This window comes from Pseudomonas monsensis (assembly GCF_014268495.2).
In the GTDB taxonomy this organism is placed as follows: domain Bacteria; phylum Pseudomonadota; class Gammaproteobacteria; order Pseudomonadales; family Pseudomonadaceae; genus Aquipseudomonas; species Aquipseudomonas monsensis.
In genome coordinates, this window is sequence record NZ_CP077087.1 from 1,951,680 (window position 1) to 1,968,764 (window position 17,085).

General features: G+C 60.9%; 12 protein-coding genes. 9 read left to right on the top strand and 3 right to left on the bottom strand.

Annotated elements, in window-relative coordinates:
* Positions 1–166: 166 nt before the first annotated feature.
* From HV782_RS08505 to phhA, 3 genes are all read right to left on the bottom strand, one after another.
* Entirely contained in the window at positions 167–1,360 is a 1,194-nt protein-coding gene (locus HV782_RS08505) for an amino acid aminotransferase (protein ID WP_186748310.1), read from the bottom strand.
* Complete coding sequence (locus HV782_RS08510) at positions 1,360–1,716, bottom strand: 4a-hydroxytetrahydrobiopterin dehydratase (RefSeq protein ID WP_003222798.1); 357 nt, start codon at positions 1,714–1,716, stop codon at positions 1,360–1,362. The genes HV782_RS08505 and HV782_RS08510 overlap by 1 nt, the downstream gene beginning before the upstream one ends.
* Before the next feature lie 117 nt (positions 1,717–1,833).
* The gene (gene phhA / locus HV782_RS08515; protein ID WP_123465689.1) at positions 1,834–2,625 is read right to left on the bottom strand and encodes a phenylalanine 4-monooxygenase; all 792 of its coding nucleotides are present in this window, start codon (positions 2,623–2,625) and stop codon (positions 1,834–1,836) included.
* Positions 2,626–2,999: 374 nt separating this feature from the next.
* On the opposite strand from phhA, the gene HV782_RS08520 reads away from it, so the two are divergent.
* The 9 genes from HV782_RS08520 (at position 3,000) to HV782_RS08560 (ending at position 16,983) form a co-directional block, all read left to right on the top strand.
* Positions 3,000–4,562, top strand: a complete 1,563-nt coding sequence (locus HV782_RS08520; RefSeq protein ID WP_186748311.1) for a sigma-54-dependent transcriptional regulator — start codon at positions 3,000–3,002, stop codon at positions 4,560–4,562.
* A gap of 362 nt (positions 4,563–4,924) precedes the next feature.
* A complete protein-coding gene (locus HV782_RS08525) occupies positions 4,925–5,665 on the top strand; it encodes a flagellar basal body rod protein FlgF (RefSeq protein WP_093439577.1) in 741 nt (246 codons plus the stop codon).
* Positions 5,666–5,710: 45 nt separating this feature from the next.
* Positions 5,711–6,496, top strand: coding sequence for a flagellar basal-body rod protein FlgG (gene flgG, locus HV782_RS08530; RefSeq protein ID WP_123465693.1), 786 nt, complete (start codon positions 5,711–5,713; stop codon positions 6,494–6,496).
* Between the two features lie 52 nt (positions 6,497–6,548).
* Complete coding sequence (flgH, locus tag HV782_RS08535; RefSeq protein WP_007965503.1) at positions 6,549–7,244, top strand: flagellar basal body L-ring protein FlgH; 696 nt, start codon at positions 6,549–6,551, stop codon at positions 7,242–7,244.
* Positions 7,245–7,271: 27 nt separating this feature from the next.
* Positions 7,272–8,360, top strand: a complete 1,089-nt coding sequence (locus tag HV782_RS08540) for a flagellar basal body P-ring protein FlgI (protein ID WP_161794916.1) — start codon at positions 7,272–7,274, stop codon at positions 8,358–8,360.
* An 11-nt stretch (positions 8,361–8,371) separates the two neighbouring features.
* Entirely contained in the window at positions 8,372–9,664 is a 1,293-nt protein-coding gene (flgJ, locus tag HV782_RS08545; protein ID WP_123465695.1) for a flagellar assembly peptidoglycan hydrolase FlgJ, read from the top strand.
* 22 nt (positions 9,665–9,686) lie between these two features.
* A complete protein-coding gene (gene flgK / locus HV782_RS08550) occupies positions 9,687–11,747 on the top strand; it encodes a flagellar hook-associated protein FlgK (protein WP_123465698.1) in 2,061 nt (686 codons plus the stop codon).
* Between the two features lie 13 nt (positions 11,748–11,760).
* Complete coding sequence (locus tag HV782_RS08555) at positions 11,761–13,326, top strand: flagellar hook-associated protein 3 (protein WP_123465700.1); 1,566 nt, start codon at positions 11,761–11,763, stop codon at positions 13,324–13,326.
* Between the two features lie 96 nt (positions 13,327–13,422).
* Positions 13,423–16,983: a glycosyltransferase gene (locus HV782_RS08560; protein ID WP_186748312.1), complete on the top strand. Its 3,561-nt coding sequence runs from the start codon at positions 13,423–13,425 to the stop codon at positions 16,981–16,983.
* Positions 16,984–17,085 lie beyond the last annotated feature (102 nt).

The window sequence follows — 17,085 nt, forward strand, 5'->3', positions numbered from 1 at the left end:
TCAAATTAATGCGACAGATGGCCGCAGGGGGAGGGCAAAAGCAAAAGGTCACCGCAAAAACAACGGTAGGAGTGAGCCTGCTCGCGATTGCGGTGTGTCAGCCAGCATTTAAGTTGACTGATACACCGCCATCGCGAGCAGGCTCACTCCTACAGGGGGGGCGGTATTACTTGCAGACGTTGGCGATGGCTTCGGCCAGCAAGGCGAGACGCGTGGCGTCGATGCCGGCGACGTTGGCCCGGCCCGAGCTGACCATGTACACGCTGTGCTGCTCACGCAATTGTTTCACTTGCTCCGGCGACAGGCCGGTGTAGGAAAACATCCCGCGCTGCACGCCAATGTGCGCAAAGTGCTCACGCAAACCGTGTGGCTCCAGCGCTTCGACCAGACCGCTGCGCAACTGGGCGATGCGCAAACGCATGGCTTCCACTTCGTCGGCCCAGCGCGCTTTCAGCTCCGGGTCGGCGAGGATGGTCGCGACCACCGCCGCGCCGTGATCCGGTGGCGTCGACCACAGGTTGCGAGCGATGTTGGCCAACTGGCTGCGGATGTCGATGAGCTTGTCGGCGGTTTTCGCGCAGACGATCAGCGCACCGGTGCGGTCGCGGTAAAGGCCGAAGTTCTTCGAGCATGAACTGGTGATCAGCAACTCGGGCACTTCGGCGGCGAACAGTCGGGTCGACCACGCATCCTGCTCCAGCCCGTCGCCAAAGCCCTGATAGGCGAAGTCGATCAGCGGCAGCAGATTACGACTGCGCACCACGTCGAGCACGCGTTGCCAGTCGTCATGGCTCAGGTCGAAACCGGTCGGGTTGTGGCAGCACGCATGCAGCAGCACCACATCGCCTTTCGGCACTTCGTTAAGCACGGCGAGCATGGCGTCGACGTCGAGGCGGTTGTCGCTGCCCACATACGGGTAGTGACTGACCTTGACCCCGGCGGTGGCGAAAATCGTTTCGTGGATCGGCCAGGTCGGGTTGCTCAGCCACACGCCCTTGCCCGGCAGGCATTGGGCGATGAAGTCGGCCGCCAGACGCAGGGCCCCGGTGCCGCCCGGCGTCTGGGTGGCGCCGGCACGTTGTGCGGCGATCAGCTTCGAGTCGGCGCCGAGCACCAGCTCATTGATGACCTTGCCGAACAACGGATTGCCGTGACCGCCGATGTAGGTCTTGGTGTCCTGGCTTTCGACCAGGCGCGCCTCGGCGATTTTCACCGCTTCGGGGATCGGCGTCAGGCCCTGGGCATCCTTGTAGACGCCAACGCCGAGGTCGAACTTGCGCGGATTGCTGTCCTGCGCATAGGCCTCCATCAAACCGAGGATCGGGTCGCCGGGTACCCGGCCGATGGCGTCGAAGTGCATTACTTGCGTCCTTCTGCGGTCTTGGCCACTTCGTCAGTGCGTGCAGCCATGATGAAGTCGTTGCGGTGCAGGCCCTTGATCGAGTGGCTCCACCAGGTCACGGTGACTTTGCCCCACTCGGTCAGCAGGCCCGGGTGGTGACCCTCGGCCTCGGAGATTTCGCCGACTGCGTTGGTGAACGCCAGTGCATGCTTGAAGTTCTTGAACAGGAAGACCTTCTCCAGTTGCATGATGCTGTCGCGCACTTCGATGTTCCAGTCAGGGATCTGCTTGATCAGGATCGGCAGTTCTTCATCGCTGACTTGTGGCGCATCGGCGCGGCAGGCTTCGCAGTGGGCTTGGTTCAAAGTGGACATGATGTATTCCTGAAATCGAGAGTGTTTTTTTTATTAAAGCTTTTGAGCTGTCAATGCCGTCACGCTAAACCAAAGTGGCGGCGACGGACAGGCTCAATTGTCAGCAAAAGTCGCGGTTCACGCGGCTTTCGGTTTCGGCGGAAATTTCGGCGCGTGCAGACCCAGCTGCATGCCTTGCTTGACCATGGCCATGATGTCTTCATGGGCCACGTCGAACAGGCGCTTGAGGTTCGGCAGGACAAAGTACAACGGCTGCAGGATGTCGATGCGATACGGCGTGCGCATGGCTTCCAGCGGATCGAACGGCTGATGCTCAGGCTCGTCCGACAGGCAATAAACGGTCTCTTTCGGCGAGGACAGGATGCCGCCGCCGTAGATGCGTTTGCCTTGCGGGGTGTCGACCAGGCCAAACTCGATGGTCATCCAGTACAGGCGCGCCAGATACACGCGCTCTTCCTTGGTGGCCTGCAGGCCGAGCTTGCCGTAGGTGTGGGTGAATTCGGCGAACCACGGGTTGGTCAGCAGCGGGCAGTGGCCGAAGATCTCGTGGAAAATGTCTGGCTCTTGCAGGTAGTCCAGCTCTTCGCGGGTGCGAATGAAGGTGGCCACCGGAAACTGTTTGCTGGCGAGCAATTCGAAAAAGGTCTGGAAGGGGATCAGCGCCGGGACGCGGGCGACCTGCCAGCCGGTGGTCTCGCCGAGCACTTTGTTGATCTCGCCCAGTTGCGGAATGCGGTCGTGTGGCAGACCGAGTTTCTCGATACCGTCCAGGTACTCCTGGCAAGCACGCCCTTCGATCACTTTCAGCTGGCGAGTGATCAGCGTATTCCACACCGCGTGTTCTTCGGCGGGGTAGTCGATAAAACCTTGCGCATCGGGCTCGCGGGCCACGTATTGCGTCTGCTTCATACTGCTCTCCTGCTAGGGGAATTCGTTCTTGTTATGTCCAGCGATGGATTCAGGATTACCCGAGAGCGCATTGATGTGCAGCAGGTTGAAACGCCTCTGCGTAGGAAATTTCTCTTTAAATCGTAAAATAATCGTTACGCTTTGCAGGATAACTCGCGTTTACGGTCATTAGTGGGTTTGAAAAGGTCGATGGCTGTCACATAATCTTGACAACTATCTGCGCGCCTCGACAGAAAAGTCTGGCGCAGTCCCCCTGTAGGAGTGAGCCTGCTCGCGAAAGCGGTGTGTCATTCACCTTCAGTACAGCCTGATAAACCGCTATCGCGAGCAGGCTCACTCCTACAGGTTCTTTATCGTTTATTCGGACGATTTTTATGCGCATCAAAGTCCATTGCCAGAACCGCATCGGCATCCTGCGCGACATTCTCAACTTGCTGGTCGCCTACGGGATCAACGTGGCGCGCGGTGAAGTGGGTGGCGAGCATGGCAACGCGATCTATCTGCATTGCCCGAACCTGATCAACATCCAGTTTCAGGCGCTGCGGCCGAAGTTCGAGGCGATTGCCGGGGTGTTTGGTGTCAAGCGTGTCGGTTTGATGCCGAGCGAGCGTCGGCACATGGAATTGAATGCCTTGCTCGGTGCGCTGGAGTTTCCGGTGTTGTCGATCGACATGGGCGGCTCGATTGTCGCCGCCAACCGTGCGGCGGCGCAGTTGCTCGGGGTGCGCGTCGATGAGGTGCCGGGGATACCGCTGTCGCGTTATGCCGAAGATTTCGACCTGCCGGAACTGGTGCGCGCCAACAAGTCGCGCATCAATGGCATGCGGGTCAAGGTCAAGGGCGGCATCTTTCTGGCTGATATCGCGCCGCTGCAATCGGAGCATGACGACAGCGAAGCGATGGCCGGCGCGGTGCTGACACTGCACCGTGCCGACCGGGTTGGCGAGCGTATCTACAACGTACGCAAACAGGAGTTGCGCGGCTTCGACAGCATCTTCCAGAGCTCGAAAGTGATGGCGGCGGTGGTGCGTGAAGCCCGGCGCATGGCGCCGCTGGATGCGCCGCTGTTGATCGAAGGCGAGACCGGCACCGGCAAAGAGTTGCTGGCGCGTGCCTGCCATCTCGCCAGCCCGCGTGGGCAATCGCCGTTGATGGCGCTCAATTGCGCCGGCTTGCCGGAGTCCATGGCCGAGACCGAGCTGTTCGGTTACGGGCCGGGCGCGTTCGAAGGGGCGCGCGCCGAAGGCAAGCTCGGCCTGCTGGAACTGACGGCGGGCGGTACGCTGTTTCTCGATGGCGTTGGCGAGATGAGCCCGCGCCTTCAAGTGAAACTGCTGCGCTTTTTGCAGGACGGTTGCTTCCGGCGGGTCGGCAGCGATGAAGAGGTGTATCTGGATGTGCGGGTGATCTGCGCGACTCAGGTGGACTTGTCCGAACTGTGCGCACGCGGCGAGTTTCGCCAGGATCTGTATCACCGTTTGAATGTGCTGTCGCTGCACATCCCGCCCTTGCGCGAATGCCTCGACGGGTTGACGCCACTGGTGGAGCACTTCCTCGATCAGGCCAGTCGGCAGATCGGTTGCTCGCTGCCGAAACTGGCGCCGGCGGCGATGGATCGTCTCAGTCATTACCATTGGCCGGGTAACGTGCGGCAGTTGGAGAACGTGCTGTTCCAGGCGGTTTCGCTGTGCGAGGGCGGCACGGTGAAGGCTGAGCATATTCGCCTGCCGGATTACGGTGTGCGTCAGCCGCTTGGCGATTTCTCGCTTGAAGGTGGTCTGGACGAGATTGTCGGGCGTTTCGAAAAAGCGGTGCTGGAGCGACTGTATTCCGAACATCCAAGCAGCCGGCAGTTGGGCAAGCGGCTGGGGGTTTCGCACACCACGATTGCCAACAAGCTGCGCGAATATGAAGTGGGCAAAGACCCCGAAAACTAACAGCAATGCTGTGGTTTTAAGCGCTTTTGTGGCGAGGGGATTTATCCCCGATCGGCTGCGTAGCAGTCGCAAAACCTACGAATGAGGTCGTCCTGAAGGAAAAGCGGGGCGGCTTCGCCACCCATCGGGGGATAAATCCCCTCACCACAAGTTCTCCTTCAGCCGCAGAGATCGGGATTGCCGCCAAGCGGCATAACACCGCCGGTTTTTCGACTTCGATACATTTCAAGTTTCCCCTCTGATTCCCTCAAGTCCTTTGTTTATCGGGCTGCCAGCCGCCAGAAAAAAGTTGGTCTGCAAATTGCTTATGGCTCAGCAGTACAGCGGTGGGCGGCAAACGTCCGGCATGCAGAGGAAAGAGTGTGGACAAGTACCTTTATGTGGCAATGACCGGCGCCAGCCAGAACGCACTGGCGCAAAAGGCCCATGCCAACAACCTGGCGAACATCTCCACCAACGGTTTTCAGCGCGACCTGGAGCAGGCGCGTTCGATGCCGGTGTTCGGTGACAGCTTTCCGGCGCGTGCCTTTGCCATGAGCGAACGCCCGGCCACGGATTTCACCCCGGGCTCGCTGGTACAGACCGGCCGTGACCTCGATGTCGCCGTCACCGGCAATGGCTGGATCGCCGTGCAGAACCCGAACGGCGGCGAAAGCTACGTGCGCACCGGCAGCCTCAACGTCGACGCCCTCGGCGTGCTGCGCGCCGGCAACGGCATGCCGGTGATGGGCAATGGCGGTCCGATCGCCGTGCCGCCCGAGCAGCAGATCGAAGTCGGCGAAGACGGCACCATCAGTATTCGTGCGATGGGCGAAGGCCCGCGCGTCATGGCGGAAGTCGACCGGATCAAGCTGGTCAACCCGGACATCAAGAACATGAACAAGGGCCTCGACGGCTCGATTTACACCAAGGACGGCCAGCCTGCGCCGGCCGACGCCAACGTCAAACTGGTGTCGGGTTTCCTCGAGTCGAGCAACGTCAACGCCGTGGAAGAAATGACTTCGGTGCTGGCCCTGGCCAAGCAGTTCGAATTGCACGTCAAGATGATGAACACCGCCAAAGACGACGACCAGGCCATGGCTCGGGTCTTGCAGATCAGCTAATTATCAGAACGTCGCGCCGTAAAACAGGCGCACGAGGAGAATCGAATGCTTCCGGCTCTATGGGTTGCCAAAACCGGTCTGTCCGCCCAGGACACCAACCTGACCACCATTTCCAACAACCTGGCGAACGTCTCGACCACGGGTTTCAAACGTGACCGCGCCGAGTTCCAGGACCTGCTGTATCAGATCAAGCGTCAGCCAGGCGCCCAGTCGACCCAGGACAGCGAACTGCCGTCCGGTCTGCAGGTGGGTACCGGTGTGCGCATCGTCGGCACGCAGAAAAACTTCACCGCCGGCAGCCTGCAAACCACCGAGCAGCCGCTGGACATGGCCATCGACGGTCGTGGTTTCTTCCAGATCCTGCAGCCGGACGGCACCACGTCCTACACCCGTGACGGTACGTTCCACCTCGATTCCAATGGCCAGATCGTCAACGCCAGCGGTTTCGCCCTGGAACCGGCCATCGTCATTCCGAACGATGCCCAGACCTTCACCGTAGGCCGCGACGGCACCGTGTCGATCACCATTGCCGGCAACCCGGCGTCCCAGGTGATCGGCAACCTGCAAACCGCCGACTTCATCAACCCGGCCGGTCTGCAAGCGGTGGGCAACAACCTGTTCCTGGAAACCGCCGCTTCCGGTGCGCCGCAAGTCGGTACCCCGGGCCTGAACGGTTTCGGCACCATGCTGCAGAACACTCTGGAAACCTCGAACGTCAGCACTGTTGAGGAGATGGTCAACATGATCACCACTCAGCGCGCCTACGAGATGAACTCCAAAGTGATCTCCACCGCCGACCAGATGCTCTCGTTCGTAACGCAGAATCTGTAATCCAGTCTATGAGGCGGCCATGAGGCCGCCAGCAACACCGTGAGGTAGGGTCATGAAACGCTTCGTATCTGTTCTGGCATTGGGTGGGGTCGTCTCGCTCGCGGGCTGCGTCGCGCCGACGCCCAAGCCCAATGACCCTTACTACGCCCCGGTGTTGCCGCGCACGCCATTGCCGGCTGCGGCCAACAACGGCTCGATCTATCAGGCCGGCTTCGAGCAGAACCTGTACAGCGACCGCAAGGCGTTCCGCGTCGGTGACATCATCACCATCACGCTGAACGAGAAGACTCAGGCGAGCAAGAACGCCAACTCGCAAGTGGCCAAGAACAGCAAGACCGGCATCGGCCTGACGTCGTTGTTCGGCGGCAGCGGTACCACCAACAACCCGTTGGGCGGTAACGACCTGAGCCTGGACGTCGGCTACAGCGGCGACCGTGCGACCAAAGGCGACAGCAAGGCGGCGCAGGGCAACACCCTGACCGGTTCGATCACCGTGACCGTGGCTGACGTGCTGCCCAACGGCATCATCGCCGTGCGCGGCGAGAAGTGGATGACCCTCAACACCGGCGACGAGTTGGTGCGGATCGCAGGTCTGGTGCGCGCTGATGACATTGCCACCGACAACACCGTGTCGTCGACCCGTGTCGCCGATGCGCGTATCACCTACTCGGGCACCGGTTCGTTTGCCGATGCGAGTCAGCCAGGCTGGTTCGACCGTTTCTTCCTCAGCCCGCTGTTCCCTTTCTAGGTGGCGACTTTGAATTTCAAGAGCCTCATGCTGGCTGCGGCCCTGTTGTCCGCAGCCTTTGGTGCCCACGCCGAGCGGCTGAAAGATATCGCCAGCATTTCCGGCGTGCGTTCCAACCAGTTGATCGGTTACGGCCTGGTGGTCGGGCTTAACGGCACCGGCGACCAGACGACACAGACCCCGTTCACCCTGCAGACCTTCAACAACATGCTCTCGCAGTTCGGCATCAAGGTGCCGCCGGGATCGGGCAACGTGCAGTTGAAAAACGTTGCGGCGGTGTCGGTAAGTGCCGATCTGCCGGCGTTCGCCAAACCGGGTCAGCAGGTCGACATCACCGTGTCGTCCATCGGTAACTCCAAGAGCCTGCGCGGCGGCACCCTGTTGCTGACCCCGCTCAAGGGTATCGACGGTAACGTCTACGCCATCGCTCAGGGCAACCTGGTGGTCGGTGGTTTCGACGCCGAAGGGCGCGACGGTTCGAAGATCACCGTCAACGTTCCGTCGGCCGGTCGTATTCCCGGCGGTGCTTCGGTCGAGCGTTCGGTGCCGAGCGGTTTCAACCAGGGCAACAGCCTGACGCTGAACCTCAACCGTTCCGACTTCACCACCGCCAAGCGCATCGTCGACAAGATCAACGACATGCTCGGCCCTGGCGTGGCGCAAGCCATCGACGGCGGTTCGATCCGCGTCACTGCACCGCTTGATCCGAGCCAGCGCGTCGACTACCTGTCGATCCTGGAAAACCTTGAGGTCGATCCGGGCCAGGCCGTGGCGAAAGTCATCATCAACTCGCGTACTGGCACCATCGTCATCGGCCAGAACGTGAAGGTCTCGCCGGCCGCCGTGACCCACGGCAGCCTGACCGTGACCATCACCGAAGACCCGATCGTCAGCCAGCCAGGTCCGTTGTCCAACGGCCAGACCGCCGTCGTGCCGCGTTCGCGGGTCAATGCCCAGCAAGAAGCCAAGCCGATGTTCAAGTTCGGTCCGGGCACCACCCTCGACGAGATCGTGCGGGCGGTGAACCAGGTCGGCGCGGCACCGGGTGACTTGATGGCCATTCTTGAAGCACTGAAACAGGCCGGCGCGTTGCAAGCCGACCTGATCGTGATCTGAGGCCGACACTCATGGATATGCGCAAGAGCGGTCTGGTCAGCAGCAACGATTCGGGTTCGTACTCGGACCTCAATCGCCTGAACCAGCTCAAGGTCGGTGACAAGAACAGCGATGCGAACATGCGCAAAGTGGCGCAGGAATTCGAATCGCTGTTCCTCGGTGAAATGCTCAAGTCGATGCGTTCGGCCACTGAAGCGCTGGGCCAGGACAACCCGCTCAACACGCCGGCAGCCAAGCAGTATCAGGAAATGTACGACCAGCAATTGGCGGTGTCGTTGTCGCGCGAGGGCGGTGGTATTGGCCTGGCCGACGTGTTGATGCGCCAGATGTCGAAGAACAAACCGATGGCGCCGGGTGAGGCTGCAGCGGCGTCCGCCGCCAAGCAGGAAGAAGCCAAAGCCAAGGCTGCCGCCGTGGTCACACCGGTGGCTGCTGGCACTGTCGCCACCCACGGGCCGTTGTCACGCCTCAATGGCGAACGTCCGTTGTGGGCATCGCGTTCGGTGAATGCGCCGAACACCGATATTTCTCACCGTAATGACATGGCGCTGATCAACCAGCGTCGTCTGGCCTTGCCGCCGAAACTGGCCGATCGGTTGCTGGCCGGTCTGGTGCCGTCGGCCACGCCGACCGCCGCCAGTCAATTGCCGCAACGCGCCGCGACCGCCGCCACGACCGGCGCCGGACCGCTGTACAACGGCGACTGGCTGGCACGTGCCGAAAACGAAAAAGCCTCCGGCGGGTCGATGCAGGTCTATGGCCGCGCAATGGCGCAGATTCCCTTGGCGCCGGCGAAAAAAGCCTTCAGTTCTGCCGACGAATTCGTCAACACCATGCTGCCGATGGCCAAGGAAGCCGCCGACCGTATCGGCGTCGATCCGCGCTATCTGGTGGCGCAGGCGGCATTGGAAACCGGTTGGGGCAAATCGGTCATGCGCGCCCAGGATGGCAGCAGCAGCCACAACCTGTTTGGTATCAAGGCCAGCAGTAACTGGAAGGGCGATTCGGCCCGGGCGATCACCAGCGAATTCCGCAACGGGGAGATGGTCAAGGAGACGGCCGAGTTCCGTTCCTACGCTTCGTACAAGGACAGCTTCCACGATCTGGTGACTTTGCTGCAGAGCAATAATCGCTATCAAGATGTGCTGAAGTCGGCCGATAACCCAGAACAGTTTGTACGCGAGTTGCAAAAGGCCGGTTACGCCACCGACCCGAACTACGCGAGCAAGATTTCGCAGATTGCCAAGCAGATGAACGTTAACCAGAACTACGCTGCGGCGGGCGTTTCGACAACGCCTCTATAAAACATACAGTAAGGTTTGAACCATGAGTTTGCTCAACATCGGGATGTCGGGTTTATCCGCTAGCCAATCTTCTTTGATGGTGACGGGCAACAACATTGCCAACGTCGATACGGCCGGGTACTCGCGCCAGCAAACCGTGCAGAATTCAAAAGGCTCGATTCAGAGTGGCAATCTCTGGATCGGCACCGGTACCACCCTGGCTGACGTGCGCCGGGTGTACAACAGCTACATTGATGCCCAGTTGCAGACCACCACTTCGCTCAACAGCGATGCCGCGGCGTACCTGGGTCAGGTCACCCCGCTGGACAAGTTGCTGTCCGACAGTGGCACCGGCCTCAATGGTGCACTGACCAAGTTCTTCGCCTCGGTGCAGAACGTCAACGCCAAGCCGGGTGACGATGCTTCGCGGCAGTTGCTGCTCAGCGATGCGCAGGCCCTGAGCGCTCGCTTCAACTCGGTTTCCAGTCAGTTGAACGCGCAGAACCAGGACATCAACGGCAACCTGTCGAGCATGGCCGATCAGGTCAACAAACTGGCGTCCACCGTGGCCCAGTTGAACCAGAAGATTTCCGAAATTTCCAACGCCGGCGGCCAGCCCAACGAACTGCTCGACGCGCGCAACGAGACCATTCGCCAGCTGTCCACCTTCACCGGTGCGCAGGTGGTCGAGCGTGGCGGCAACATGGACATCTACCTGGGCAACGGTCAGCCGTTGGTCATGGGTGGCACCGCCAGCAAACTGGAAGTCACGCCAACCAAGGCCGACCCGTCGCGCATGGGCATCCAGATCAACAATGGTTCGACTTCCATCGACATCACCTCGGGCATTACCGGTGGTGAAATCGGCGGTCTGCTGCGTTATCGCAGCACCGTGCTGGACCCGGCGATGAACGAACTGGGCCGCGTCGCGCTGGTCGTTGCCGATCAGATGAACTCGATTCAGGGCCAGGGCATCGACAAGAACGGTGACTTCGGCGGCAACCTGTTCAACAGCATCAACACCGCGGCCAGCATGGCTTCGCGCAGCACCGCTACCATTGGCAACAGTGCCGGTTCCGGCAACTTCGATGTGAGCATCAAAGACTCCGGCAAACTGACCATCAACGATTACAAGGTGACCTTCACCAGCGCCACGGACTACACCGTGCAGCGGCTGCCGGAAGGCACTGCGATGGGCGCGTTCAGCACCACCACCACCCCGGCTCCGGTGATCGACGGCTTCTCTCTGAATCTCACTGGCGGCACGGCAGCGGCGGGCGACACGTTCAAGATCACCCCGACCCGCAATGCCGCAGCCAACATCAAGACCGAGATGACCGACTCCAAGCGTCTGGCCATCGCCGCTCCGTTGGGCGCCGCCATTGCTCCGGGAGGCAGCGGCACGCTGACTATTCCGGCCAGCGGTCAGCCGACCCTGACCACCAAGTTCGACATCTACGACCCGACCACCACCACTGCGATGCAGAACGGCATGAAGTACTCGACGCCGGTCAAAGTGGTGTTTGGTGATCCGTCGGCAGATGGCACCAGCCAGGGCTATCAACTGCTGGACGCCAAGGGTGGCGTGCTCAGCAGCGGCACCATCAAGCCGGGCCAGACCAACACCCTGAGCCTGAGCATTCCGCTCAAGGACTCGACCGGTGCGGCGATTCCACCGGCGCCCGCCACTCAGTACACCGTCAATTTCGACATGACCGTTGCCGGTTCGCCAGGCAAGGGCACGGCGGTCAACGTCAGCCTCAGCCAGCCGGGCACGCTGGACAACCGCAACGGCGGTGTCCTCGCTGACCTGCAGACCAAACAAACCGTCGACACCGGCTCTGCCAGCAAAGGCATTTCGCTGACCGATGCTTACGGCAAACTGGTCGAAGGCGTCGGTGCCAAAGCCGCTCAGGGCAAGCTCGACAGTGCCGCCACCGATGCGATTCTGGCCAACGCCAAGGGCGCCCGTGACTCGCTGTCCGGTGTCGACCTCGACGAAGAGACCGGCAACCTGGTCAAGTTCCAGCAGTACTACACCGCGTCCTCGCAGATCATCAAGGCTGCGCAGGAAACCTTCAGCACACTGATCAACAGTCTTTAAGGAGTCGTAAACCATGCGCATTTCTACTGGCCAGTTTTACGAGTCCTCGGCAGCCAACTACCAGAAAAACTTCGCCAACGTGGTCAAGAGCAGCGAAGAGGCGAGCAGCCTGGTTCGCGTCAACACCGCGGCAGACGATCCGGTGGGTGCCTCGCGTCTGCTGCAATTGGGTCAGCAGGCTTCGATGCTCGATCAGTACGAAGCCAACGCCACCACGATCAAAGGCACTCTGGGTACCGCTGAAGCGGTGATGACCAGCATCAACAACGTGCTGCAGCGTGCCAAAGAGCTGGCCGTGAGTGCCGGCAACGCCGGTTACACGGACTCCGACCGCCAGGCGACTGCCTCCGAGCTCGGTCAGATCGAAGAGCAACTGCTCAGCCTGATGAACAGCAAGGACGAGAACGGCAAATACATTTTCGCCGGCTCCAAGGGCGACACCGTGCCGTTCACGCGCAATGACGATGGCACCTACGCCTACAACGGCGATCAGGTGACCCTCGACCTGGCCATTGGCGACAACATGAAAATGGCCACCAACACCACCGGCTGGGAAGCCTTCCAGCAAGCCGTCAATACCAGCCGCAGCCAGGTCACCATGACGGCGCCGGCGGTCAATGACAACCGTGTGGTGCTGTCCAACGGTCAGGTGTCGTCGAATGTCAGTTACAACAGCAAGTTCCGCAGTGGCGAACCGTACAGCGTGTCGTTCGTCAGCGGCACTCAACTGAAGATCACGGACTCGGCCGGTAACGATGTCACTGCCGAAGCCAGCCAGGGTGGCGCGTTCGATCCGGCAAGCACGGCTGGTCAAACGGTAAGCTTTCGCGGCGTAGACCTGACGCTGAACATCAACCTGCAAGCGGGCGACGTACCGGGCACCGTTCTGCCAGGTCATACGTTCACCCTCGCGGCCAAGCCTGATACCTTCACCGGTACCCGCAGCCCGGGTAACCCGTCGTCGGCGCAGATCACCGGCAGCAGCGTGACCAACTCCACGGACTACAAGGCCAGTTTCCCGACCGGTTCGGCGGTGATGAAATTTACCAGTGCTACCGCCTTCGATCTGTACGCCGCGCCGTTGACTGCCGACAGCAAACCGGTGTCGAGCGGCACCGTGGTCGCCGGCGTCGCCACTGCATCGGGTGTGAGCTTCAACATCAGCGGTACGCCGGCGGCCAACGATCAGTTCAGCATTGCCGTCAACACGCACGAAACCCAGAACATTCTGGACAGCGTGAACCAGTTGAAAAACGTGCTCAACACGCCAACCAACGGCAATGCCCTGGCGATCCAGCAGTTGCAGGCCGGTCTGGCTTCCGGTCTGGGCAACCTCGCCAGCGGTACCGATCAGCTGTCCAGCGCGATCAGTTCGGTCGGTGGTCGTGGCTCGTCGCTGATGACCCAGAGTGATACCAATCAGTCGCTGGTACTGGCTAACGCACAGACACAATCGTCGATCCGCGATTCCGATCCGGCCGAAGTCATGACCCGTCTGACCCTGCAGCAAACCATGTTGCAGGCTTCGCAACTGGCCTTCAGCAAGATTGCGCAACTGGGCTTGTTCAACAAGATCTGAGTCTGTGCCTGTCGAGCTGCCAACCGTCTTTTCCTAAGCGGTTACGGGGTTCCTGCCTGAAGAGGGCAGGAACCCGCCGCTCGAGAGTTTCCCGTCGTGAATCAACACCCCCTCGTCAGTATCGTCATCCCCGCCTTCAATCCGCGCTTCTTCGATCAGGCGCTGATGAGTGCGCTCGCGCAGACGTACGAAAACGTCGAGATCGTCATATGCGATGACTCGGCCGATGAACGGATTCGTGAGATCGTCGAGTCCTTCGCCGAGCCGGCCCATCCTATCCGTTACCTGCGCAATCCGCAGCGACTGGGCTTGCAGAAGAACCTGCTGCGCTGCGTCGAAGCGGCGCGGGGCGAGTTCATCAAGGTGTTGTGCGATGACGATCGGCTGTTTGCACCAAGCATCGCATTACAGGCGCAGGCACTGATCGAGCATGCCGATGCCAATCTGGTGTTCGCCCTGCGCATGCTCAGCGACGCCGGCAACTTCCTTTTGCCGCCGCGGGTCGAGAACTGCCGTTTCAGCCCGAACGATGCCTTGTTCAAAGGCGATGACATGCTGGCGATCTTCGAATCGACGCCGCTGAACTTCGTCGGTAATTTCAGTGCGGCACTGATGCGTCGCGCCGATGTGCTGGAACTGCTGCCGGCCTTGATTCAGGAGGGCGCCGGTTTCGTCGCCACGCTCGATTTTGCCTTGTTCGTGTGCTTGATGCGTCGTGGCAATTTTGTCTCGCTCAGCACTGTGCTGAGCACCGAGCGCCTGTATCCGGAGCGTCTGAGCAAGACCCCGGAAATGCTCAAGGCCGCCAAGGTGGAATGGGACTGGCTCAAGCAAATGCTCGCCGCCCGCAGTGGTGAAGCGGCGCCCGCCGCCGGCTGGGTGCGTTACATTGATCTGGCCAATACCGGTGACTTGCCGCACGCCTGGCAGGAGTTGTGCGTAACGCGCATCCTCGGCAACCGCAACACGGTGGTCAGTGGTCGTGTCGGTGCCGAAAGCGAAAGTTACGCCGACTTCTATCGTGAGTGGTTGTCGATTCGCCGCTTCAGCGAGGTCGAGCAACGGCTGATGCCGCAACGCATTGCCAGTTGGCCGATGCGTCCGCAGATCGTGCCGATTGTGATCGACAACGCTGGCGACAGTGCTGCGCTGGCCACGACGTTGCAGAGCATCAAGGCGCAACTCTATCCGGCGCAGGCGGTGGTGGTGCTGTCGGATGCGCAGTGCGAGGCTGATGAGCGCACGCTGCAGTTGCCGTTTCAGGCCGATTGGGCACAACAGCTCAACGCGGTGATCCCGCAACTGGAAGGCACCCACTGGTTTTACCTGTTGCAGGCCGGCGACACCCTGCGTGATTCGGCGCTGCTGATTCTGGCCGAGCGTATCGCCGGCACGCCGGGCTTGTTGTGCGCCTACAGCGACGAAGGCGCGCAAGTCGACGGCGAATCGACCGAACCAGTGTTCAAGCCTGACTTCAACCTCGATCTGATGCGCGCCTATCCGTATGTGGGGCGAGCGCTGGCGTTCGAGCGTCAGCGTTTCATGGCGCTGGGTGGATTTGATCCGGTCCATGGCGAACTGGCGCCGCATGATTTGCTCTGGCGCCTGGTGGAAGAGGCCGGTCCGCAAACCATCGAGCACATTGCCGAGGTCCAGGTGGAATCGAGCCTGACCTACGCGCAATGGCTGTCGCTGCCGCCAGTCATCGACTACAACGCGGCCGTCGTGACGGCGCATCTGCAGCGGATCGGGGTCGATCACCGCATGCGTCATGACGAATTGCCCCTGATCAACCGCATCGACTATCGGCATGCGGCGCGCCCGCAGGTGTCGATCATCATTCAGGCCGGTGATTCGCTGCACGCCTTGCAGCGCTGCACCGAGAGCCTGATCGAGCGCACGGCTTATACCCTTTACGAAATTCTCATCGTCGATGCCGGTGTCACTGATTCGCAGATGCTCGAATGGCTGAGCGCCATGGCCCAGCTCGGGGCGTCGATGTTGCGGGTGTTGCGTTACGCCGGTGACAACAATCCTGCCGCGATCCGCAACTTCGCCGCCGAGCAGTCCCGTGGCGAATATCTGCTGTTGCTTGACGCGCAAGCGGTCATCTGTGAACGCGACTGGCTCGATGAGTTACTCAATCATGCCCAGCGTCCGGAAGTCGCCGTGGTCGGTGCGCGGTTGCTCAGCCCCGAGGGGGCTATCGTCAGCGCGGGCCTGATTCTGGGCCTGGCCGGGCCGGTCGGTGCGCCCTTTGCCGGCGAGGCGGCCAGCAGTCGCGGTTACATGCAGCGTTTACATGTGACGCAGAACTGGAGCGCGGTCAGCAGTCAGTGCCTGATGCTGCGCAAGCAGGTTTTCGAGGAGCTTGGCCGGTTCGATGAGGTGACTTACACCCGTGGCTTGAGTGACGTCGACCTGTGTCTGCGTGCAGGCAAGGAAGGCTATCTGGTGGTCTGGACGCCTTACGCCAGTGTGGTGATCGCGCCGCTGACAGAGGCTGCGCCGGTGATCCTGCCCGAACAGGAGGAAGAGGCGTTCCATCGGCAGTGGATGAGTAAAATCATCAAGGATCCGGCGTACAGCCCGTCGCTCAGTCTCGGCGTGTCGAGCTTCAGTCTGGAACCGTCCCTGCGCAATAACTGGAACCCGTTTTGCAGTCGGGCGTTGCCGCTGATCCTCGGCTTGCCGGTAAACAGTTCGGCCGTCGGCCACTATCGCGTGACCGGACCCTTGGCCGAGCTGGAAAGCAGTGGTCGGGCACTCGGACGCTGGGCCTACGAGTCGCCGTCGACGGTCGAGATCGAGCGTCTGGCGCCTGACTCGATCATCCTGCAATGCCGTTACAGCGAAGGTGCGGTCAGCGACATTCTGCGCATTAAAAAGTACTCCAGTGCGCTGCGGATTTTCGAGCTCGACGACTACGTGGTCAGTGCACCGAAGAAAAATACCCATGCCCGCAACAAGCCGGTCAACACCGAGCAGATGCTGCGCGAGGGCATTGCCCTGTGCGATCGCGTGGTGGTGACGACGCAGCCGCTGGCGGATGCGTTATCGAGCATGCACAGCGACATCCGCATTGTGCCGAACATGCTGTCACCGGAACCGTGGGCAACGCTGACCAGCCGTCGACGCACCTCCAGCAAACCTCGAGTCGGCTGGGGTGGCGGCACCAGCCACACCGGTGATCTGGAGATCATTGCCGATGTGGTGCGTGAACTGGCGAACGAAGTGGAGTGGGTATTCTTCGGCATGTGCCCGGAGGAATTGCGTCCCTATATCCACGAATTCCACTCGGCCATCAGCTTGCAAAGCTACCCGTTCAAACTGGCCAGCCTGAACCTCGATCTGGCCCTTGCACCGCTGGAGTTTCACATCTTCAACGACTGCAAGAGTAACCTGCGTCTGCTCGAATACGGCGCCTGCGGCTACCCGGTGATCTGCACCGACACCGAGGCCTATCGTGGCCATCTGCCGTGCACCAAGGTCTACAGCAACAGCACCGCAGAATGGCTGCAGGCGATCCGCATGCATCTCGCCGACCCGGACGCCAGCTATCGCATGGGCGACGAACTGAAGGAAGCGGTGCACCGTGATTTCATGTTACGCGGTGACAACCTTAATCACTGGTTGTGGGGCTGGTTGCCGGATTGATCCGAGTTCACAGGACTTGGGCGCCGGTTTCGCCGAGGGTGGCAGTTATTGCGATAACCAGACTGTTCGCGGAAGTGATTTCGCCGACAGGTACTACTTGCC